This window comes from Bacillus sp. SKDU12, from assembly GCF_010093085.1.
Taxonomy (GTDB): domain Bacteria; phylum Bacillota; class Bacilli; order Bacillales; family Bacillaceae; genus Bacillus; species Bacillus mexicanus.
Map to the genome: position 1 here is coordinate 175,770 of NZ_MSRC01000007.1, position 22,112 is coordinate 197,881.

Annotated in this window: 24 protein-coding genes; 23 read left to right on the forward strand and 1 reads right to left on the reverse strand. The window is 42.9% G+C overall.

Features of this window, described 5'->3' with window-relative positions:
* The first annotated feature begins 9 nt into the window (after nucleotides 1-9).
* The 8 genes from hemW to mtaB all read left to right on the forward strand — a co-directional run bounded on the left by hemW (nucleotide 10) and on the right by mtaB (nucleotide 9,190).
* Entirely contained in the window at nucleotides 10-1,149 is a 1,140-nt protein-coding gene (gene hemW, locus BTW01_RS07345) for a radical SAM family heme chaperone HemW (protein ID WP_162102358.1), read from the forward strand.
* Nucleotides 1,150-1,229: 80 nt separating this feature from the next.
* On the forward strand, nucleotides 1,230-2,261 hold the full coding sequence (hrcA, locus tag BTW01_RS07350; protein ID WP_162102359.1) for a heat-inducible transcriptional repressor HrcA: 1,032 nt from the start codon (nucleotides 1,230-1,232) through the stop codon (nucleotides 2,259-2,261).
* 70 nt (nucleotides 2,262-2,331) lie between these two features.
* The gene (gene grpE / locus BTW01_RS07355; RefSeq protein WP_162102360.1) at nucleotides 2,332-2,895 is read left to right on the forward strand and encodes a nucleotide exchange factor GrpE; all 564 of its coding nucleotides are present in this window, start codon (nucleotides 2,332-2,334) and stop codon (nucleotides 2,893-2,895) included.
* Between the two features lie 23 nt (nucleotides 2,896-2,918).
* On the forward strand, nucleotides 2,919-4,754 hold the full coding sequence (gene dnaK / locus BTW01_RS07360) for a molecular chaperone DnaK (RefSeq protein WP_162102361.1): 1,836 nt from the start codon (nucleotides 2,919-2,921) through the stop codon (nucleotides 4,752-4,754).
* Between the two features lie 200 nt (nucleotides 4,755-4,954).
* Complete coding sequence (gene dnaJ / locus BTW01_RS07365) at nucleotides 4,955-6,082, forward strand: molecular chaperone DnaJ (RefSeq protein ID WP_162102362.1); 1,128 nt, start codon at nucleotides 4,955-4,957, stop codon at nucleotides 6,080-6,082.
* A gap of 24 nt (nucleotides 6,083-6,106) precedes the next feature.
* Nucleotides 6,107-7,042 (forward strand): 50S ribosomal protein L11 methyltransferase, encoded by a 936-nt coding sequence (prmA, locus tag BTW01_RS07370; protein ID WP_162102363.1) that lies wholly within the window; start codon nucleotides 6,107-6,109, stop codon nucleotides 7,040-7,042.
* 22 nt (nucleotides 7,043-7,064) lie between these two features.
* The gene (locus BTW01_RS07375; RefSeq protein WP_162102364.1) at nucleotides 7,065-7,835 is read left to right on the forward strand and encodes a 16S rRNA (uracil(1498)-N(3))-methyltransferase; all 771 of its coding nucleotides are present in this window, start codon (nucleotides 7,065-7,067) and stop codon (nucleotides 7,833-7,835) included.
* Entirely contained in the window at nucleotides 7,835-9,190 is a 1,356-nt protein-coding gene (gene mtaB, locus BTW01_RS07380) for a tRNA (N(6)-L-threonylcarbamoyladenosine(37)-C(2))-methylthiotransferase MtaB (protein ID WP_162102365.1), read from the forward strand. The genes BTW01_RS07375 and mtaB overlap by 1 nt, the downstream gene beginning before the upstream one ends.
* 33 nt (nucleotides 9,191-9,223) lie before the next feature.
* Here mtaB and BTW01_RS07385 read toward each other — a convergent pair whose 3' ends face one another.
* Nucleotides 9,224-10,147 carry a Na/Pi symporter gene (locus tag BTW01_RS07385; protein ID WP_162102366.1) on the reverse strand — a complete coding sequence of 308 codons (924 nt, stop codon included), beginning with the start codon at nucleotides 10,145-10,147 and terminating at the stop codon, nucleotides 9,224-9,226.
* Between the two features lie 173 nt (nucleotides 10,148-10,320).
* Between BTW01_RS07385 and rpsU the strand changes: the two genes are divergently transcribed.
* The 15 genes from rpsU (at nucleotide 10,321) to recO (ending at nucleotide 21,918) form a co-directional block, all read left to right on the forward strand.
* Nucleotides 10,321-10,494: a 30S ribosomal protein S21 gene (gene rpsU / locus BTW01_RS07390; RefSeq protein WP_003152957.1), complete on the forward strand. Its 174-nt coding sequence runs from the start codon at nucleotides 10,321-10,323 to the stop codon at nucleotides 10,492-10,494.
* 14 nt (nucleotides 10,495-10,508) lie between these two features.
* On the forward strand, nucleotides 10,509-10,955 hold the full coding sequence (locus tag BTW01_RS07395) for a GatB/YqeY domain-containing protein (protein WP_003230022.1): 447 nt from the start codon (nucleotides 10,509-10,511) through the stop codon (nucleotides 10,953-10,955).
* A gap of 130 nt (nucleotides 10,956-11,085) precedes the next feature.
* Nucleotides 11,086-12,399, forward strand: a complete 1,314-nt coding sequence (locus BTW01_RS07400; protein ID WP_162102367.1) for an NfeD family protein — start codon at nucleotides 11,086-11,088, stop codon at nucleotides 12,397-12,399.
* Between the two features lie 21 nt (nucleotides 12,400-12,420).
* Entirely contained in the window at nucleotides 12,421-13,416 is a 996-nt protein-coding gene (gene floA / locus BTW01_RS07405) for a flotillin-like protein FloA (protein ID WP_162102368.1), read from the forward strand.
* A 24-nt stretch (nucleotides 13,417-13,440) separates the two neighbouring features.
* Nucleotides 13,441-13,860, forward strand: coding sequence for a hypothetical protein (locus BTW01_RS07410; protein WP_162102369.1), 420 nt, complete (start codon nucleotides 13,441-13,443; stop codon nucleotides 13,858-13,860).
* A gap of 56 nt (nucleotides 13,861-13,916) precedes the next feature.
* A complete protein-coding gene (gene yqfC, locus BTW01_RS07415) occupies nucleotides 13,917-14,198 on the forward strand; it encodes a sporulation protein YqfC (protein WP_024122093.1) in 282 nt (93 codons plus the stop codon).
* A gap of 18 nt (nucleotides 14,199-14,216) precedes the next feature.
* Entirely contained in the window at nucleotides 14,217-15,413 is a 1,197-nt protein-coding gene (gene yqfD / locus BTW01_RS07420; RefSeq protein ID WP_162102370.1) for a sporulation protein YqfD, read from the forward strand.
* Nucleotides 15,410-16,369: a PhoH family protein gene (locus tag BTW01_RS07425; RefSeq protein ID WP_162102371.1), complete on the forward strand. Its 960-nt coding sequence runs from the start codon at nucleotides 15,410-15,412 to the stop codon at nucleotides 16,367-16,369. Before yqfD ends, BTW01_RS07425 begins: the two co-directional genes overlap by 4 nt.
* Nucleotides 16,370-16,448: 79 nt before the next feature.
* Nucleotides 16,449-18,584, forward strand: a complete 2,136-nt coding sequence (gene pgpH / locus BTW01_RS07430; RefSeq protein WP_162102372.1) for a cyclic-di-AMP phosphodiesterase PgpH — start codon at nucleotides 16,449-16,451, stop codon at nucleotides 18,582-18,584.
* Nucleotides 18,585-19,058, forward strand: coding sequence for an rRNA maturation RNase YbeY (ybeY, locus tag BTW01_RS07435; RefSeq protein WP_162102373.1), 474 nt, complete (start codon nucleotides 18,585-18,587; stop codon nucleotides 19,056-19,058).
* Complete coding sequence (locus BTW01_RS07440; RefSeq protein WP_162102374.1) at nucleotides 19,039-19,410, forward strand: diacylglycerol kinase family protein; 372 nt, start codon at nucleotides 19,039-19,041, stop codon at nucleotides 19,408-19,410. Before ybeY ends, BTW01_RS07440 begins: the two co-directional genes overlap by 20 nt.
* Before the next feature lie 119 nt (nucleotides 19,411-19,529).
* Nucleotides 19,530-19,940 carry a cytidine deaminase gene (locus BTW01_RS07445; protein WP_162102375.1) on the forward strand — a complete coding sequence of 137 codons (411 nt, stop codon included), beginning with the start codon at nucleotides 19,530-19,532 and terminating at the stop codon, nucleotides 19,938-19,940.
* Nucleotides 19,921-20,826 (forward strand): GTPase Era, encoded by a 906-nt coding sequence (gene era / locus BTW01_RS07450; protein WP_162102376.1) that lies wholly within the window; start codon nucleotides 19,921-19,923, stop codon nucleotides 20,824-20,826. The genes BTW01_RS07445 and era overlap by 20 nt, the downstream gene beginning before the upstream one ends.
* A gap of 144 nt (nucleotides 20,827-20,970) precedes the next feature.
* Nucleotides 20,971-21,114 carry a YqzL family protein gene (locus tag BTW01_RS07455; protein WP_162102377.1) on the forward strand — a complete coding sequence of 48 codons (144 nt, stop codon included), beginning with the start codon at nucleotides 20,971-20,973 and terminating at the stop codon, nucleotides 21,112-21,114.
* Nucleotides 21,115-21,150: 36 nt separating this feature from the next.
* Nucleotides 21,151-21,918 (forward strand): DNA repair protein RecO, encoded by a 768-nt coding sequence (gene recO / locus BTW01_RS07460; RefSeq protein ID WP_162102378.1) that lies wholly within the window; start codon nucleotides 21,151-21,153, stop codon nucleotides 21,916-21,918.
* The last annotated feature ends 194 nt before the right edge of the window (nucleotides 21,919-22,112 follow it).

Here is a 22,112-nt window from a genome sequence, read left to right on the forward strand (position 1 = left end):
GTGAATACGTTGAAATCAGCTTATATCCATATCCCGTTTTGTGAGCACATTTGCCACTACTGCGATTTCAATAAATATTTTATTCAAAGCCAGCCTGTTGATGAGTATTTAAACGCGCTTGAACAGGAAATGATAAATACAATAACGAAAACAGGACAGCCTGATCTCCAAACGATCTTTATCGGAGGAGGCACGCCGACCTCTCTTTCTGAGGAACAACTCAAAAAGCTGATGGACATGATCATCCGAGTGCTGAAGCCCTCAAGCTCTTTAACGGAGTTTGCAGTTGAGGCCAATCCCGACGACCTGTCCGCAGAGAAATTAAACATATTAAAAGAAGCCGGTGTCAATCGCCTCAGCTTTGGTGTCCAAACGTTCGAAGACGATCTATTAGAAAAAATCGGCCGGGTGCACAAACAAAAAGATGTATTTGCCTCTTTTGAAAGAGCGCGGAAAATAGGTTTTGACAACATCAGTCTTGATTTAATGTTCGGGCTTCCGGGACAAACTCTGAAGCATCTGGATCATTCTTTAAACACTGCCTTATCGTTGGATGCGGAGCATTATTCCGTATACTCTCTCATTGTAGAACCGAAAACGGTGTTTTATAATTTGATGCAAAAAGGACGGCTTCACCTTCCGCCGCAGGAGCAGGAAGCCGAAATGTATGAAATGGTGATGAGCCGTATGGAAGCTCAAGGCATTCATCAATATGAAATCAGCAACTTTGCTAAGCAAGGTATGGAATCAAAGCACAATCTGACCTATTGGAGCAACGAGGAATATTTCGGCTTCGGAGCAGGAGCCCATGGTTATATTGGCGGCACACGGACCGTAAACGTCGGACCGGTCAAGCATTACATTGACCTGATCGCTGAAAAAGGCTTTCCGTACAGAGATACACATGCAGTGACAACAGAAGAGCAAATTGAAGAAGAAATGTTTTTAGGCTTGAGAAAAACAGCCGGTGTCAGCAAAATACGATTTGCAGAAAAATACGGTCGTTCACTGAATGAACTTTTTCCAAGTGTATTAAAAGACCTCACTGAAAAAGGGCTGATTCACAATTCGGAGTCTGCCATTTGTTTGACCCATCAGGGGAAATTATTAGGGAATGAAGTTTTTGGCGCTTTTTTGGGTGAGTTATAATTGACATTTTTCTCGTGGTTTGATACTTTTGTTATAGAATTAGCACTCGCTTATTGAGAGTGCTAACAGAGGTGATGATGATGTTAACAAATCGTCAGCTGCTGATCCTTCAGGTCATAATCAACGATTTTATTCAATCGGCTCAGCCGGTAGGATCAAGAACTCTTTCGAAAAAAGATGAAATCACATTTAGCTCTGCAACAATTAGAAACGAGATGGCTGACTTGGAAGAATTGGGCTTTATTGAAAAAACCCATTCATCCTCAGGACGTGTTCCGTCAGAAAAAGGGTATCGGTACTATGTTGACCATTTGCTGTCACCCGTCAAACTGACAAAAAGCGATCTGGATCATATCCACTCGATTTTCAAAGAGAAAATTTTCGAGCTGGAGAAGACAGTTCAGAAATCAGCTCAAATTTTATCCGATCTGACGGATTATACATCCATCGTACTCGGGCCGAAGCTGAGTGAGAATTATCTTAAACAGATTCAAATCATACCGATTCAGCCTGATATGGCGGTAGCAATCCTTGTTACCAACACAGGGCATGTGGAAAACAAAACGATTAATTTCCCGGCCAAAATGGATCTGTCTGATATTGAAAAACTGGTAAATATACTGAATGACCGTTTAAGCGGTGTTCCAATGGATGAGCTGAATGAGCGCATATTTAAGGAAGTCGTCATGTATCTAAGACAGCACATTAAAAACTATGACAATATACTTGACGCGCTTCGTTCAACCTTTCATTCCACAAGTCACGTTGAAAAATTATTTTTCGGCGGAAAAATCAATATGCTGAACCAGCCGGAGTTCCATGATATCACCAGAGTCCGTTCTCTGCTCTCATTAATCGAAAAAGAACAGGATGTTTTGAAACTCGTTCAATCCCCGCACACGGGAATTTCGATTAAAATCGGGAAAGAGAACGACTATGAAGAGATGGAAAACTGCAGTTTGATTACGGCCTCTTATTCCGTTGATCAGAAGCAGATCGGCTCAATTGCAATTATCGGCCCGACCCGCATGAATTATTCCAGGGTTGTCAGCCTGCTTGAGCATGTGACTTCGGACTTGTCAAAAGCATTAACAAGTTTGTATGATGAATAAGGTATTTATGGCTGATTTTATCGAGGGGCAGCATCGCCCTTCTCTTTACACTTTGAGGGAGGTGAACACAATGTCAGAAGAAAAACAATCCGTTGAACAAAACGAAACAGAAGAGCAGGAAGTCATTGAAGAAGAAGCTGCTGCTGAAGAACAGCAGGAAGAAACAAATGAAAGCGAACCTCTTCAACATCAAATTAACGAATTGCAAGGTTTGCTTGAAGAAAAAGAAAACAAACTTTTGCGTGTTCAAGCAGACTTTGAAAACTATAAACGACGCAGCCGTCTAGAGATGGAAACGTCCCAAAAATACCGTTCGCAAAACATCGTGGCTGATTTGCTGCCGGCTCTTGACAGCTTTGAAAGAGCGCTTCAGGTAGAAGCCGACAATGAACAGACGAAAAGTTTGCTCCAAGGAATGGAAATGGTCCACCGTCAGCTCGTAGAAGCCTTGAAAAAAGAAGGCGTTGAAGCTATCGAAGCTGTAGGGCAAGAATTTGATCCTAATCTGCATCAAGCCGTTATGCAAGCTGAAGATGAAAACTACGGCTCCAACATTGTTGTTGAGGAAATGCAAAAAGGCTATAAGCTGAAGGATCGCGTCATTCGTCCTTCCATGGTTAAAGTAAATCAATAATTACATAGCAGGAGGTTATTCAAGTGAGTAAAGTTATCGGAATCGACTTAGGAACAACAAACTCATGTGTGGCAGTACTTGAAGGCGGCGAGCCTAAAGTTATTGCTAACGCTGAAGGAAATCGCACAACGCCATCAGTTGTTGCATTCAAAAATGGCGAACGCCAAGTAGGGGAAGTAGCTAAACGTCAGTCTATCACAAACCCTAACACAATCATGTCTGTTAAACGCCATATGGGTACTGATTATAAAGTTGAGGTTGAAGGGAAAGATTACACTCCTCAAGAAGTGTCTGCAATCATCCTTCAACACCTTAAATCATACGCTGAAAGCTATCTTGGCGAAACAGTATCAAAAGCAGTTATCACAGTTCCTGCGTACTTTAACGATGCTGAGCGTCAAGCAACAAAAGACGCTGGTAAAATTGCAGGTCTTGAAGTAGAACGTATCATCAATGAGCCGACTGCAGCAGCGCTTGCATACGGACTTGACAAAACAGATGAAGATCAAACGATCCTTGTATACGACCTTGGCGGCGGTACATTCGACGTGTCAATCCTTGAACTTGGCGACGGTGTATTCGAAGTTCGTTCAACTGCTGGTGACAACCGTCTGGGCGGTGACGATTTTGACCAAGTTATCATCGATCACCTTGTGTCTGAATTCAAAAAAGAAAATGGCATTGATCTTTCAAAAGACAAAATGGCGCTTCAACGTTTGAAAGACGCAGCTGAAAAAGCGAAAAAAGATCTCTCCGGCGTATCTTCTACGCAAATTTCTTTACCGTTTATCACAGCTGGAGAAGCAGGACCGCTTCACCTTGAACTGACATTAACCCGCGCTAAATTCGAAGAGCTTTCTTCTCATTTAGTAGAGCGCACAATGGGTCCTGTCCGTCAAGCGCTTCAAGATGCAGGACTTTCTGCAAGCGAAATCGACAAAGTCATCCTTGTCGGCGGATCAACTCGTATCCCTGCTGTACAAGAAGCGATCAAAAAAGAAACTGGAAAAGAAGCGCATAAAGGCGTAAACCCAGATGAAGTTGTGGCGCTTGGTGCAGCGATTCAGGGCGGCGTAATTACTGGTGACGTAAAAGACGTTGTTCTTCTTGACGTTACACCGCTTTCTCTCGGTATTGAAACAATGGGCGGCGTATTCACAAAACTGATTGACCGCAACACAACGATCCCGACGAGCAAATCACAAGTGTTCTCAACTGCTGCTGATAACCAAACAGCTGTTGATATTCATGTGCTTCAAGGTGAGCGCCCAATGTCTGCGGACAACAAAACACTCGGACGCTTCCAGCTTACTGATATCCCGCCAGCACCGCGCGGCGTGCCTCAAATCGAAGTTTCTTTCGATATTGACAAAAACGGTATTGTAAACGTACGAGCAAAAGACTTAGGTACAGGAAAAGAACAAAACATTACAATCAAATCTTCTTCAGGTCTTTCTGATGATGAGATCGAACGCATGGTAAAAGAAGCAGAAGAAAATGCTGACGCTGATGCGAAGAAAAAAGAAGAAATCGAAGTCCGCAATGAAGCAGATCAGCTTGTTTTCCAAACTGAGAAAACATTAAAAGATCTTGAAGGCAAAGTGGACGAAGAACAAGTGAAAAAAGCCAACGATGCCAAAGACGCTTTACAAGCAGCGATTGAGAAAAACGAATTTGAAGACATCAAAGCGAAAAAAGATGAGCTTCAAACAATCGTTCAAGAGCTTTCTATGAAGCTTTATGAAGAAGCTGCCAAAGCACAGCAGGCTCAAGAGGGCGCAAACGCTGAAGGCAAAGCGGATGACAATGTTGTCGACGCTGAATACGAAGAAGTAAACGACGATCAAAACAAAAAATAAGTTCTTCTTAAAGCCAGTCCCACTTTTCGGGGCTGGCCGAAAAGAACACATTTCATAATCTGATTCAATGATTAGAAAGTCAAAGTCAGGCATCTCTTGGCTTTGACTTTTTTTCTTGCCCGGGATAAAAGGAATTGAAAAATCATAATTCAAAATGATACAATCTAATTTATGTGAGAAATTCGGGAGAGTGAAGCGAGATGAGTAAGCGTGATCACTACGAAGTGCTGGGAGTAAGCAAGAGCGCTTCAAAGGATGAAATTAAAAAGGCTTATCGGAAGCTGTCAAAAAAATACCACCCTGATATTAACAAAGAAGCCGGATCAGACGAAAAATTCAAAGAGGTAAAAGAAGCGTACGAAACACTGTCAGATGATCAAAAACGTGCGCATTACGACCAATTTGGGCATGCAGATCCTAATCAGGGATTCGGCGGCGGAGGTTTTGGCGGCGGCGATTTCGGCGGTTTTGGTTTCGATGATATTTTCTCAAGTATTTTCGGCGGAGGCACAAGACGACGAGATCCAAACGCACCGCGCCAAGGTGCCGATTTGCAGTATACGATGACCTTGTCGTTTGAGGATGCCGCTTTCGGTAAAGAAACAACCATTGAAATTCCGCGTGAGGAAACATGTGAGACATGTAAAGGCTCAGGGGCGAAACCTGGGACAAATCCGGAAACGTGCTCGCACTGCGGAGGCTCCGGCCAGTTAAACGTGGAGCAAAATACGCCGTTTGGAAAAGTCGTGAACAGACGGGTCTGCCACCACTGTGAAGGTACGGGTAAAATCATTAAAGACAAATGTGCAGATTGCGGCGGCAAAGGTAAAATCAAAAAACGCAAAAAAATTAGTGTGACAATCCCAGCCGGTGTGGATGACGGGCAGCAGCTTCGTCTCGCTGGACAGGGTGAACCTGGAGTAAATGGCGGTCCTGCCGGGGATTTATTTGTCGTGTTCCACGTGCGCCCTCATGAGTTCTTCGAGCGTGATGGCGATGATATTTACTGTGAAATGCCGTTAACGTTTGCTCAGGCTGCTCTTGGTGATGAAGTAGAAGTTCCGACGCTGCATGGAAAAGTGAAATTGAAAATTCCAGCCGGTACACAAACAGGAACGAAATTCAGATTAAGAGGCAAAGGCGTTCAAAATGTCAGAGGCTACGGACAGGGTGACCAGCATATTGTCGTTCGTGTCGTAACGCCGACAAACCTGACAGATAAACAAAAAGACATTATACGTGAATTCGCCGAAGTCAGCGGAAACCTGCCTGATGAACAGGAAATGAGTTTCTTCGACAAGGTAAAACGCGCGTTTAAAGGCGATTAATTATTGGATGAGGAGTTGGTAGTTTTGAAATGGTCCGAATTAAGCATTCACACAACACATGAAGCGGTCGAACCTATCTCAAATATATTGCATGAAGCTGGTGCAAGTGGGGTTGTGATAGAGGACCCGCTTGATTTAATTAAAGAACGTGAGAATGTGTACGGGGAAATCTACCAGCTCGACCCCAATGATTATCCAGACGAGGGTGTCATTGTTAAAGCATACCTGCCGGTTAACAGCTTTCTAGGTGAAACGGTGGAAGGCATTAAAGAAACGATTAATAATTTGCTTCTTTACGATATTGATTTGGGGAGAAATCACATCACGATTTCTGAAGTGAACGAAGAAGAGTGGGCGACTGCCTGGAAAAAGTATTATCATCCTGTGAAAATTTCTGAAAAATTTACGATTGTGCCAACCTGGGAGGAATATAATCCGGTTCATACTGATGAACTGATTATTGAAATGGACCCGGGAATGGCCTTTGGCACAGGAACACATCCGACAACTGTACTCTGCATTCAGGCGCTTGAACGCATTGTGCAAAAGGGTGATAAGGTGATTGATGTCGGCACAGGTTCTGGTATTTTAAGTATTGCGGCTGCGATGCTTGAGGCTGAATCAGTTCATGCCTACGATCTTGATCCCGTAGCTGTAGAAAGTGCACGTCTCAATCTCAAGCTGAACAAGGTGAGCGAAATTGCGCAAGTGAAGCAAAACAACTTGTTAGACGGGATTGAAGGAGAACATGATGTCATTGTTGCTAACATTTTGGCTGAAGTCATTCTTCGCTTTACATCACAAGCGTACAGCCTGTTAAAAGAAGGCGGCCATTTTATTACATCAGGGATCATCGGCCATAAAAAACAAGAAGTAAAAGAAGCACTGGAACAAGCTGGCTTCACTATTGTAGAAATCCTGTCAATGGAAGATTGGGTCAGCATAATTGCGAAAAAATAATAGTTAGTAGGTGTCACAGCGTATGCAACGATATTTTATCGAGCTCACGAAGCAGCAAATGGAGGAAACGCCGGCTTTTTCGGTTACAGGCGAAGATGTTCATCATATTGTGAACGTGATGAGGATGAATGAGGGAGACCAGATTGTCTGCTGCTCTCAGGACGGCTTCGAGGCAAAATGTGAACTTCAATCTGTTTCCAAAGATAATGTATCATGCCTTGTGGTAGAATGGACGAATGAAAACAGAGAGCTTCCGATAAAGGTCTATATAGCGAGCGGTCTCCCGAAAGGAGATAAGCTTGAATGGATTATCCAAAAAGGGACTGAGCTTGGAGCTCATGCCTTTATTCCTTTCCAAGCCGCGCGTTCTGTTGTTAAGCTGGATGACAAGAAGGCTAAGAAAAAGCAGGAAAGATGGACGAAAATTGCGAAGGAAGCGGCTGAACAATCGTACCGTAACGAAGTGCCTCAAGTAATGGGTGTCCATTCTTTTCAGCAGCTTCTTCAAAGGGTGCAGAATTTCGATAAATGTGTCGTTGCATACGAGGAGTCATCGAAGCAAGGTGAAATGAGCGCATTTGGCTCAGCAGTTAGCAGCCTTCCGAAAGGATCATCTCTTTTGATCATATTTGGTCCCGAAGGCGGGTTAACAGAAGCAGAGGTTGAACAGGTCACAGAGAAAGACGGTGTGCCGTGCGGCCTTGGACCGAGAATTTTAAGGACAGAAACCGCTCCGCTATACGCGTTGAGTGCGATTTCTTATCAAACAGAGTTATTAAGAGGTGATCAGTAATGGCAACTGTTGCTTTCCATACGCTTGGCTGTAAAGTCAACCATTATGAAACAGAAGCAATCTGGCAGCTTTTCAAAGAAGCCGGCTATGAAAGAAGAGACTTTGAACAAACAGCTGATGTATATGTTATTAATACATGTACGGTAACAAATACGGGAGATAAAAAAAGCCGCCAAGTGATCAGACGTGCCATTCGTCAAAATCCTGACGGTGTCATCTGTGTCACAGGCTGCTATGCGCAAACCTCTCCTGCTGAGATTATGGCAATCCCTGGCGTTGATATTGTAGTCGGAACACAGGACCGGGAAAAAATGCTCGGCTACATCGATCAATACCGTGAAGAACGCCAGCCGATTAACGGTGTCGGCAATATCATGAAAGCAAGAGTTTATGAGGAACTTGACGTGCCTGCTTTCACGGACCGGACAAGAGCGTCATTGAAAATACAGGAGGGCTGCAATAATTTCTGCACATTCTGTATCATTCCGTGGGCACGCGGCCTGCTTCGCTCCCGCGATCCTGAAGAAGTCATTAAACAAGCGCAGCAGCTTGTCGATGCAGGATATAAAGAAATTGTTCTTACAGGCATTCATACAGGCGGCTACGGCGAAGATATGAAAGATTACAACTTCGCTAAGCTTTTGAGCGAATTAGACACTCGGGTTGAAGGCGTGAAGCGAATCAGAATTTCTTCAATTGAAGCCAGCCAAATCACAGACGAAGTGATCGAGGTCTTAGACCGCTCAGATAAGATTGTTAATCATTTGCATATTCCTATTCAATCTGCGTCAAATACAGTGCTTAAACGGATGAGACGTAAATATACGATGGAGTTTTTTGCAGACCGTTTAAACAAACTGAAAAAAGCACTGCCGGGCCTAGCGGTTACATCTGATGTCATTGTAGGATTTCCCGGTGAAACAGAAGAAGAATTTATGGAAACCTATCACTTTATTAAAGAACATCAATTCTCAGAACTGCATGTTTTCCCTTACAGCAAACGTACAGGAACGCCAGCTGCGCGAATGGAAGACCAAGTGGATGAAACCGTGAAAAATGAACGTGTACACCGCTTGATTGCTCTTTCTGACCAGCTTGCGAAAGAATATGCTTCACAATACGAAAATGAAGTGCTTGAGATTATTCCAGAGGAAGCGTATAAGGAAACAGAAGAAGAGAATATGTTTGTCGGTTACACAGACAACTATATGAAGGTTGTTTTCAAAGGTACGGAAGATATGATCGGCAAAATCGTGAAAGTCAAAATCCTAAAAGCAGGCTATCCTTACAACGAAGGACAATTTGTCCGTGTGGTTGAGGATGAAATAACTGAACATATGCGTTTGTCTTCTTAATAAAAAACCGGTGCATCCCCATGTACCGGTTTTTTATTTTGCTGGAATAAGAAAATGAATCAAACGGTAAAACAAGTTTGTAAGCGGAAGAAATAAGAAAGCTGTCACCACATTAAAAAAGAGGCTGAAATGTGCAATTTTTTGTGCGGGATCAGATGATAACTGTTCTACAAAGCCGGTTGCAGCCGCCAGAAAAGGAAATACAAGAGCCACGCCCAGCACATTAAACACTACATGGGCATACGCTGTCTGTTTCGCCGCATACCCGCCGGATACAGCAGCCATGACAGCTGTAATGCATGTCCCGATATTGGAACCGAGCACGACGCTCATTGCCTGTGTCAGTCCGATAATTCCTTCATTCATAAAGCTCATCAAAATACCGATACAGACAGAGCTTGAGTGAATAATGGCAGTTAACACCATACCGATGAGCAAAGCGGACCAGTTTGAATCGTTCACATGGTGCAGAACCTCCGCTCCCGTTTTCAGCTTTGTAAGCGGTCCTGCAAGATGACTGAACCCGCTGATGCAAAAAAAGATGATGCCGAGACCGAGGAAGCTTGTGCCCAGCTGTTTCAAAGGATACTTGCCAGTCAGAAAAAACAATAAACCGCCTATTAGAAGAACCCAAATCAAAACATCCATTTTGATCGCGATAAATTCAGTTGTAAAGGTAGACCCGACATTTGTTCCCAGAATCATTGGGATCGTCCGCTTAAAAGACAGAACGCCTGCACTGACAAAGCCGATGACAATAACCATAAATGCTGAACTGCTTTGAAGAATGCCTGTAAATAAAATGCTGATCAGAAACGCTTTTATCGGATGGTCCGTAAATAAAAGCAAATGTTCTTCGATTTTTGAGTACGCCATTGAAACTAAGCCTTTCCGAAGCATATTCATGCCTGCTAGAAAGAATAGTATAAGAGCAGTGAAGCTAATTAGAATTAACATCTTTTTTTACCAACCCCTTTCTACCAGTATATAGACAGGCAGCCGCACTCATGACGGAAAAGTGAACTCACTTAGTTGACCTGAATGGTGGCTTATATTATAATGTCAAAGTACATGTTTATATGTGTAACTTAAAGGTAGTCGATTGGTGTATTCGGAGGGAGGGAAAGAGAATGTCAAAAACGGTCGTTAGAAAAAACGAATCGCTTGAAGATGCTCTTCGTCGCTTCAAACGCAGTGTATCAAAGACAGGTACTTTGCAAGAAGCAAGAAAGCGCGAATTTTATGAAAAACCTAGCGTAAAGCGCAAGAAAAAATCTGAAGCTGCTAGAAAACGCAAATTCTAAAAGAGGGTGGATTTATGAGTCTTCTTGAGCGTCTTAACCAGGATATGAAGCTATATATGAAAAACCGTGAGAAAGACAAACTGACTGTCGTTCGAATGGTTAAGGCTTCACTTCAAAATGAAGCAATTAAGCTTAAGAAAGACAGTTTGACCGAGGATGAGGAACTCACTGTCCTTTCTCGTGAACTTAAGCAACGTAAAGACTCCCTCCAGGAATTTTCAAACGCTAATCGTTTAGATTTAGTAGATAAAGTTCAAAAAGAGCTGGACATTTTAGAAGTTTATTTACCTGAGCAGCTGTCAGAAGAAGAGCTGCGTACAATCGTAAATGAAACCATTGCTGAAGTCGGTGCAAGCTCAAAAGCGGACATGGGCAAAGTAATGGGGGCAATTATGCCTAAAGTAAAAGGTAAAGCTGACGGAAGTTTAATAAATAAGCTTGTGAGCAGTCAACTGTCTTAAATGGCAAAGAAAAGGACATCTTTCTAAGAGAGATGTCTTTTTTTATACATAAAAAAATGAAACCTTCGATACATTTGTTACGTATAGAGAGAAGGCACTTATTATAAAAGGAAGGAGGGATACATCGCCCTTGCTTCAGAACAAAGGATTCCGTGCTGTTCTTTTGAGTATATTTTTACTTTCTTTATTAGGCGTACAGCTGCACGCCAAAGCAGAAAAACAAATAGTTTATGTAATTCCAGTAGAAAAAAATGTCGAACAGAGCCTCGCTTCGTTTTTGTCTCGTTCGTTACAAGATGCAAAAGAAGCACATGCAGATCATATTATTCTTGACATCAATACGCCCGGAGGATTAGTCAAATCAGCTATTGATATAGCGGACCTGATAACCGAAAGCGAAATTCCTGTAACTGCATATGTTAACAAACGTGCATTGTCTGCCGGTGCATATATTGCGTTGCAAGCCGATCATATTTATATGGCGCCTGGCGGAAAAATGGGGGCGGCGGCAATTATTGATGCCAAAGGCAATGCAGCTGACCAAAAAGCTGAATCACTTTGGCTGGCAGAACTGGAAGATGCTGCAGTGAAAAATCACCGCGATCCAAAGTATGCGCTCGCAATGGCTGACCCGGATATAGATGCCAAGGAAGTCGGCGCCCCGCGGGGGGATCTGCTGACACTTAACGCCGATAAGGCGATTGATGTAGGCTATTCAGAAGGCACGGCTGACAATTTATCCGCGCTCGTAAAAAAGCTTGGGTTTGAAAAAGCAAACATCAGTCATGCGAAGGAAAGCTTTGCAGAAAAGACGGTAAGGTGGCTGACGAATCCATTCATTGTTACTGTTCTGCTGACAATCGCTTTTTTAGGTTTGACGGTTGAGCTTTTTTCTCCGGGCATCGGCATTCCTGGAACGCTTGGATTCATCGCGTTATTGTTGTTCTTTTATGGACATCTCGCAGCCGGTCTTGCTGGATACGAGACGGTCCTCCTCTTTATAGCAGGGGTGCTTCTCATTCTGATTGAGATTTTCCTTCCCGGAGGCATCATTGGTTTACTGGGCTTAGGAGCGATTGTTGCGAGCCTGTTTTTAGCCGCGGGGAGTTTTACTGTCATGGCGGTTTCTCTCTTGATCGCCATAGCTGTTTCTATTACAGCTTTTATCTTACTGACAAGGGTGTTGGGAAAGCGTATGAAATTTTTTAAGAAATTTGTATTAAATGATTCTACAAATACAGAGAGCGGCTATGTGTCAAATCAAACACGCACAGATTTAATAGGAAAAGTAGGTATAACCTTTACACCGCTTCGTCCTGCTGGTACTGTTATTATTGATGATGAACGCCTTGATGTTGTTTCAGAAGGATCGTTTACAGAAAAAGATAAGGAAGTAAAAGTGGTGAAAGTGGAAGGCTCACGTATTGTTGTGAGAGAAATTTAAACAGAAACGAGGAGAATAAATATGGATCCATCAACACTCATGATACTGGCTATTATCGTAGTAGGGATCATTGTTTTAGCTGTATTTTTTACATTTGTGCCTGTGATGCTTTGGATTTCAGCTTTAGCAGCCGGAGTAAAAATCAGTATTTTCACGCTAGTCGGAATGAGGCTTCGCCGCGTCATACCAAACAGAGTGGTAAACCCGCTGATTAAAGCGCATAAAGCTGGGCTTGATGCTACGACTAATCAGCTTGAAAGCCATTATCTCGCTGGAGGAAACGTTGACAGAGTTGTCAACGCGCTTATCGCCGCCCAGCGAGCGAACATCGAACTGACATTCGAACGCTGTGCTGCTATTGATCTTGCCGGCCGGGACGTATTGGAAGCTGTTCAAATGAGCGTTAATCCTAAGGTGATTGAAACGCCGTTTATTGCCGGTGTTGCTATGGACGGGATTGAAGTAAAGGCAAAAGCGAGAATTACAGTACGCGCGAATATCGAACGGCTCGTCGGGGGAGCTGGGGAAGAAACCATCGTAGCCCGTGTTGGCGAAGGGATCGTTTCAACAATCGGTTCATCAGAAAATCACAAAAAAGTGCTTGAAAACCCTGACATGATTTCTCAGACGGTACTTGGAAAAGGGTTGGACTCGGGAACTGCGTTTGAAATTCTCTCGATTGATATTGCTGATGTTGACATCGGTAAAAATATCGGCGCGATTTTACAAACTGATCAGGCCGAAGCAGATAAAAACATTGCGCAGGCAAAAGCGGAAGAACGCCGCGCGATGGCAGTTGCTCAAGAACAGGAAATGCGCGCCCGCGTGGAGGAAATGCGCGCGAAAGTGGTAGAAGCCGAAGCAGAAGTGCCGCTTGCGATGGCAGAAGCTTTGCGTGAAGGAAATATCGGTGTCATGGACTACATGAATATCAAAAACATCGATGCTGACACAGACATGCGTGATTCATTCGGCAAGCTGACGACAGATTCGTCTGATGAAGACCGCAAATCATAATCTCTCTAAGAAGGGAGAACGCTGATGAAAGATATACTGACCAATCCGCTCATTATCGCAGCGGTTATCGGACTCATTTCTATGATTTTCGGTAAAAAGAACAAAGAGGACAAGGAAAACAGCCCAAATAGAAACAAACCTCAGCAGGTACAAACTGCTTCTTCTCAGAAGAAGCAATCACAAGAAGACGTTCCCGTGCCTCCCTCTAACCCTATGGAGCAGGAAAGACGGGATGCCGAGGAAAGACGCAGGGAAACAGAAAGAAACCTGAAAGGGCTGGAACAAAACCTTACTGCAGTTAAACAAAAAGCAGTATACACAAAACAAAAAATGCTTCAGGTCAATAAAGACACTGTAGTACAGGGAATCGTCTTAGGAGAGGTATTCGGACCTCCGAGGGCGAAAAAGCCTCACCATACGATGCGCTCGGCTCGTAAAAATTAAAGTGTTAGAACCCCCTTTCAAATCATACATATGAGATGAAAGGGGGTTCTTTTTGTATGGGGCAGAGAAAGAATCGTTTGAAAGCTTGGCTGACAAGAGCATTGGAAATTCCCCCGGACGTTATGATGGATCTGCCGCGGATTACAATGGTTGGCAGACTTCATATCTACATAGAGAACCATAGAGGTCTTTTGCTTTTCAGTGAAAATGAAGTGAGACTGATGCTGAAGCAGGGCCAATGCATCATATCAGGAAAAAATTTCGTCATCAAAGCGATCCTGCCGGAAGAAATTCTTTTAGAGGGTACAATTGATGTCGTTCGATATGTTGAGTCATAAAGTCGAGGGGGGAATATCGTGAAAAATAAATGGCTGTCTTTTTTTTCGGGTAAGGTCCAGCTTGAATTGACGGGAAAAGGAATTGAACGGCTTCTTAATGAATGCATAAGACAGGAGATTCCGGTCTTTCATGTCAAAAAAAAGAAAGAAGCCGTATCGTTATATATACAGCTTCGGGATGTCCATGCCTTTCGCCGGGTGAGAAGAAAATTCACATGTAAAGCCCGGTTTATCAATCGGAAGGGACTTCCTTTCCTGTTGCTGAAATCAAAGCTGAATGTAGGGTTTACGATCGGTTTTGCGATGTTTTTCATCCTTTTGTTTTTGCTTTCCAATATGGTGTGGAAAATTGATGTGACAGGTGCTGAGCCTGAAACAGAACACCAGATGAGGCAGCATCTCAATGAAATCGGAGTCAAAAAGGGGCGCCTGCAGTTTTTCATGATGTCACCTGAAAAAATACAAAAGTCGTTAACCAATGGGATAGACAATATCACTTGGGTCGGAGTTGATTTGAAGGGGACGACCATCCATATGAAAGTCGTGGAGAAAAATGAACCCGAAAAAGAAAAGTATGTCAGCCCGCGCGATATTGTCGCCAAAAAGAAAGCGACCATTACAAGAATGTATGTGCAAAAAGGACAGCCAATGGCCGCCATCCATGATCATGTGGAAAAGGGCCAGCTTCTTGTCTCAGGACTGATAGGCAGTGAAGAGAATCAGCAGGAAGTCGCCTCAAAGGCAAAAATTTACGGAGAAACTTGGTACAGATCCGAGGTAACAGTCCCGCTCGAAACATTATTTAACGTCTATACGGGCAAAGTAAGGACAAAGCACAAGCTTTCTTTTGGTTCTTTGGCAATCCCGATATGGGGCATGACGTTAAAAAAAGAGGAATTGAAACATCCGAAAACAGAGCTAGAAAAACATTCGCTGAATTTTCTCGGATTTACGCTCCCTGTATCCTATCTCAAAGAGCAAACGAGAGAAAGTGAAGAGGCTTTGCGAAAATATACGAAAGACGAAGCGGTTCAAGAAGGCATTAAATTGGGTAAACAGGATGTAGAGGATAAAATCGGCGAAAACGGCGAGGTGAAGAATGAAAAAGTTTTGCACCAGACTGTCGAGAATGGTAAAGTAAAGTTGATTATTCTCTACCAAGTTATAGAAGATATTGTTCAAACCACACCTATTGTCAGGGAGACTGAAGAATGACAGAACATTTACTTGCGATGAATCAAAAACTGAAAAGCCCGGACGAGGCGCTTTCCCTGTTCGGGAACCAAGATTCTTTTTTGAAATTGATGGAGAAAGATCTGAATGTAAATATCATTACGCGCGGTGAAACCATTTATGTTTCCGGCGATGAAGAATCGTATCAGATTGCAGACAAGCTGCTGGGATCGCTCCTCGCTTTAATTCGCAAGGGGATAGAGATTTCTGAACGTGATGTAATTTACGCCGTCAAAATGGCAAAGAAGGATGAACTTGAATACTTTGAAAGCATGTATGAAGAAGAAATTACAAAAACCGCAAAAGGCAAACCAATCCGTGTAAAAACGATGGGGCAGCGGGAATACGTGGCTGCTATGAAGCAAAATGACCTTGTATTCGGCATTGGCCCGGCGGGAACCGGAAAAACATATCTGGCTGTCGTAAAAGCAGTCCATGCTTTAAAAAACGGCCATATCAAAAAAATCATCTTAACAAGACCTGCTGTGGAAGCCGGTGAAAGCCTTGGTTTTCTCCCGGGTGACCTCAAAGAAAAAGTAGATCCTTATTTGCGCCCGCTGTACGACGCTCTTCATGATGTACTTGGAGCAGACCATACAGAACGCCTGATGGAAAGGGGCACCATTGAAATTGCCCCGCTTGCATATATGAGGGGACGGACGCTTGATGATGCGTATGTTATACTTGATGAAGCACAGAATACCACACCTGCTCAGATGAAAATGTTTTTGACGAGACTGGGTTTTGGCTCTAAAATGATCATTACAGGTGACATTAGTCAAATTGATCTGCCGAAAGGCGTCAAATCGGGGCTTGCAGTAGCGAAGGAGATGCTAAAAGGGATAAACGGCATTTCTATGATTGAGCTAGACCAGACAGACGTGGTCAGACATCCGCTCGTTGCGAAAATTATTGAAGCATACGATAAGCAAAATTAATGCTGAATGACCCGATCGCGCGTTATCGGGTCATTTTTATGATTGCTTAGTGGGCTTGATGTTTCAAGAGGAGGTTCTTGTGTTGAAAAAGAAGGGGAAGACCAAAAGTAGCTCGAAAAAATGGGACAGCTTTAAAAATGCCCGCTCTATGCATGTACTATTGTATCTTCTGCTGGCTGCTATTATGTTTGCTTTACTCTTTGTACATGTTAAGCCGGAAACACTTGATTTAGACCTGTTTTCTGTCAGCGACAAGACCATTTACGCTCCGGCAACCGTGGAAGATCAAAAAGCCACAGAGGAAAAAAAGCAAGCCGCTGAGGATGCGGTTGAAGATCAATACACGCTGAAAAAAGAATATGCAGACAATCGGATTGACCTTGTGTCGTCTATATTCGACAGTATCAGCGAAGTGAAAAAATCATCGGAAGAGGACAGCAAATCACCATCGGAAAAATCAATGGTTAAGTCTGTAAAGAACAAATTAACGTCCGATGTGAATGATTCCATATCAGAGAATTCCATCAAGACATTGCTGAAAGCAGACAAGGAAGAGTTTTCTTTTGTCAGAGATACGGTCATTACGGCAGTAAATATGGTCATGAGCAGTGAAATCTCATCTGATAAACTAACTGATGCGAAGGATAAAGTAGAAAAAGAGCTAAAGGGCAATTCTATCCCCTCAAAATATTTGGGCGCTGCGACGGAAATCGGGCGTTTTGCTATTATTCCGAATTATGTCTTCGATCCGAAAGCGACAGAAGCAAAACGGCAGGAAGCGTCAGATAATGTCCAGCAGGTTCAGATCAAACAGGGGCAGGTGCTTGTGGAGGAAAATGACCTCATTGATCGGGAAGTGTACAGAAAGCTTGAGCTGACTGGGTTATTAAATAACTCAAATCTCTTTAAACCGATCAGCGGCCTATTGATTATGATCGGACTTTTCATTGCAACCCTTGTGTATTATTTTGAAAAGCAGAAGCAAGACTTGAAGTATAAAAATCAATCCATCCTGCTGTTCTCCATTATCATAACGCTTTTGCTTGTTATTATGGAGGTTGTCAGTTTATTTCAGAAGATGGAGTATCATAATATCGGCTATCTTGTTCCCATTGCGGCGGGCGCGATCTTAATCAAACTGCTTATGAATGAACGCATCGCTATTTTGGGAAGTATCATTCTTGCGATTTCCGGAAGTATGATGTTTAATCAGGGTGTAACAGGTACATTTAACTACGTCATAGGAATTTACTATTTAATCAGCGGGATTTCAGGCATTTTATTTTTAGGAAAACAAAATGCCAGATCAAAGATTTTGCAGACCGGACTTTTCGTAGCGTTTATTAATATGGTTGTCGTTCTTTCCTTGTTATTAATCCAAAACACTGCGCTGTCGGGCCTTGAAATCGGCACGTTAATGCTCATGGGTGTTGTATCGGGATTTGCGACGTCTGTATTGATTATCGGTCTGATGCCATTTTTTGAGACAGGCTTTGGCATTTTATCCACTGTGAGGCTGATTGAACTGTCTAATCCTAATCATCCGCTGCTGCGCAAAATATTAACAGAAACGCCAGGTACATATCATCACAGTGTAATGGTCGCCAATTTGTCAGAGGCTGCTTGTGAAGCGGTTGGGGCTAATGGTTTGCTTGCAAGAGTCGGCGCGTATTATCATGATCTCGGTAAAACAAAGCGTCCTCAATATTTTATTGAAAACCAAATGAATATAGACAATCCGCATGACAAGCTGTCACCTCAGCTGAGTAAAAATATTATCATTTCGCATACCACTGACGGCGCGAACATGCTGAGAAGCTATAAATTTCCGAGAGAGCTTGTAGACATTGCTGAACAGCATCACGGAACATCGCTTCTAAAGTTCTTTTATTATAAAGCGAAAGAAAAAGGAGACCAGATTACAGAAGAGGAGTTCCGTTACCCGGGACCGAAGCCGCAGTCAAAGGAAGCCGCGATTATATCAGTGGCTGACAGTGTTGAAGCGGCTGTCAGATCCATGCACAACCCAAACCCTGAACGGATTGAAAAGCTTGTCCGGGGTATTATATCCGATAAACTGCAGGACGGACAGTTCAGTGAATGCGATTTGACATTTAAAGAACTGGATACTATTGCAAAAACGCTATGTGCAACATTAAAAGGAATTTTCCACTCCCGGATTGAATATCCGGAGGCTACTAAGAAGGTGAAATAGATGAGTTTACTGATTGATATCGTTGATGAAACGGGGAGTGTCTCTGAAGAGATGCTCAAAGAAGTAGAAAATCTGCTTCAATTTGCCGCTGATCGTGAAGGCATTCAGGATGAGGCTGAAGTGTCTGTCACGATCGTTTCTAATGAAGATATTCAGCAGATCAATAAAGAATACCGCGGAAAGGATACACCGACAGATGTCATCTCATTTGCTCTTGAAGAAGAGGGAGAAGGCGAAGTTGAAATTGTCGGAGCAGACATGCCGCCGGTTTTAGGTGATATTATCATCAGTGCGGATCGCACAAGAGAGCAAGCAGAGGAGTATAACCATTCTTTTAAAAGAGAGCTTGGATTTCTGGCTGTGCACGGATTTCTGCATCTTTTAGGATATGACCATATGACGAAAGAGGAGGAAAAGGAGATGTTTACTAAGCAAAAGGATTTGCTGGACGCCTATGGACTCAAGAGATCATAGAAATGAGCTGATGCGATTCTTCAAAAGCTTTGTGCATGCAGGCCGAGGCATCTGGGAAACAGCGCGGACGGAGCGGAATTTTCAATTTCATGCCGCAGCAGCCTGCGCTGTTCTCATTTGCGGCTTCCTCGTGGAGCTCAGCTCAATGGAATGGGTGGTTATTTTCCTTTTGATCGGAGGAATGTTTTCCCTGGAGCTTTTAAATACAGCCATTGAACATACGGTTGATTTAGTAACAGATAAACATCACCCTCTTGCAAAAGCGGCTAAGGACGCTGCCGCCGGGGCAGTTTGCGTTTTTGCCGTTATTTCGTGTATCATTGGTTTACTTATTTTTTTGCCAAAGTTATAATAGTTGAAAATTCTTACATTTATTTTACATTTTTAGAAATGGGCGTGAAAAAAAACGCGCGATTATGTAAAATATAAAGTGATAGCGGTACCATATAGGTAAGAGAGGAACATGTACACATGAACAGACAAGAATTAATAGCTGAAGCTTTAAAAGCGCGTGATAAGGCATATGCGCCGTATTCCAAGTTTCAAGTAGGAGCCGCTCTTCTTACCAAGGATGGAAAAGTGTACAAAGGCTGCAACATCGAGAACGCGGCATACAGCATGTGCAATTGCGCTGAGCGTACCGCTTTATTTAAAGCTGTTTCTGAAGGGGATACAGAGTTTCAGATGCTGGCTGTTGCGGCTGACACCCCTGGCCCGGTATCTCCGTGCGGAGCCTGCCGCCAGGTGATTTCTGAGCTTTGCGCAAAGGACGTTATGGTCGTGCTGACTAATTTACAAGGACAAATAAAAGAAATGACAGTGGAAGAATTATTGCCAGGCGCATTTTCATCGGAGGATTTACATGACGAACGAAAGCTTTAAATCAGGGTTTGTATCCATTATCGGAAGACCAAATGTGGGGAAATCTACATTTTTGAACAGAGTTATTGGGCAAAAAATCGCGATTATGAGCGATAAGCCCCAAACGACGAGAAACAAGGTGCAAGGAGTTTTGACGACAAGCACATCACAAACGATTTTTATTGACACACCAGGAATTCATAAACCTAAGCATAAGCTTGGAGACTTTATGATGAAAGTGGCGCAAAATACATTAAAAGAAGTCGATTTGGTCTTGTTTATGATCAATGCCGAGGAAGGATACGGGAAGGGCGATGAATTCATCATTGAAAAACTGCAGCAGATGTCAACGCCAGTGTTTTTAATCGTAAACAAAATTGACAAAATTCATCCTGATCAATTGTTTCTCCTAATTGACGAGTACCGAAAACGTTATCCTTTTAAGGAAATTGTTCCGATTTCAGCTTTAGAAGGAAATAATATCGAAACACTGCTCACTCAGATTGAAGCATATTTGCCGGAAGGACCGCAATTTTATCCGAGTGACCAGGTGACCGACCACCCAGAGCGCTTTATTATTTCTGAATTAATCAGAGAAAAGGTGCTGCATCTGACGAGAGAAGAGATTCCGCACAGTATTGCTGTGGCCATCGAATCCATCAAAGGGCAGGACAACGGTTCCATACATGTGGCTGCTACAATTGTGGTTGAGCGGGATTCGCAAAAAGGCATTGTAATCGGGAAAAAGGGAAGCCTCCTAAAAGAGGTTGGAAAAAGAGCGAGAGCAGATATTGAAGCGCTGTTAGGCTCTCGTGTCTACCTTGAATTGTGGGTGAAAGTACAGAAAGATTGGCGTAATAAAATGTCTCAGCTACGCGATTTTGGTTTTAATGAGGACGAATATTAATCCGCTTGCTGTGTCATTATCTCACAGGAAAAGGGATGCATTAGTAAATTTTGTTTAACATGAAATGGGGGACATCTGGTCAAGATAAAGGTAAGAATTTGGACTTTAGGTAAGCTAGTTTAACAACTGAAAGGTGGGTTTCTTGTGTTGAATTTTACCTGGAACGTATTTTCGCAAACAGGAAATGTTGATACGTATCTTCTTTTTAAAGAGCTGGAAAAAGAGAACATAGAAAGACCCGAAGAATTAAAAGATGAGCTAGCCCGATTTGACTATCCAATTTTTTAAACCTCTTGGCCGCTCCTGCTTTAGGAAGGTGCGGAAATGCTGACAAAATGTGAAGGAATCGTTCTTCGCACAAATGATTACGGAGAGACGAATAAAATCGTTACATTGCTGACAAGAGAGCACGGAAAAATAGGTGTTATGGCAAGAGGCGCTAAAAAACCGAACAGCCGTTTATCAGCAGTTAGCCAGCCCTTTTTGTATGGTTCATTCTTAATGCAAAAAACAACGGGCCTCGGAACGCTTCAGCAGGGTGAAATGATCCTCAGCATGAGAGGCATCAGGGAAGATTTGTTTTTAACAGCATATGCTGCGTATATTGCTGAGCTTGTCGACAAAGGCACAGAAGAAAAGAAGCCAAATCCTTATTTGTTTGAATTTATTCTAGAATCATTTAAACAGCTGGATGATGGAACAGATCCGGATGTCATCGCCTTCATTGTTCAAATGAAGATGTTTAATGTCATGGGACTGTATCCTGAGCTGAATCATTGTGTGCATTGTAAAAGCCAGGATGGGATGTTTCACTTCTCTGTCCGTGATAACGGTTTTATTTGCCATCGCTGTTTTGATAAAGATCCTTACAGAATTCCGATTAAACCGCAAACGGCAAGGCTGCTGAGACTGTTTTATTACTTTGATCTGTCAAGGCTGGGCAATGTGTCTTTAAAGCAAGAAACAAAAGCTGAATTAAAGCAAGTGATCGATTTATATTATGAAGAATATTCAGGATTATATTTAAAATCAAAGCGATTTTTAGATCAAATGGAAAGCATGAAGCATCTTTTAGGTGAAAACAAAAGTTGACATCTGGTCCATCTTTTTATATGATCATTTATTATACAATATGTTGCAGTGAGAGAAAGAAGTACTTGCGTTACCCTCATGAAAGCGACCTTAGGGCGGTGTAAGCTAAGGATGAGCACGCAACGAAAGGCATTCTTGAGCAATTTTGAAAAAAGAGGCTGGGATTTCGTTCTCAGCAACTAGGGTGGAACCGC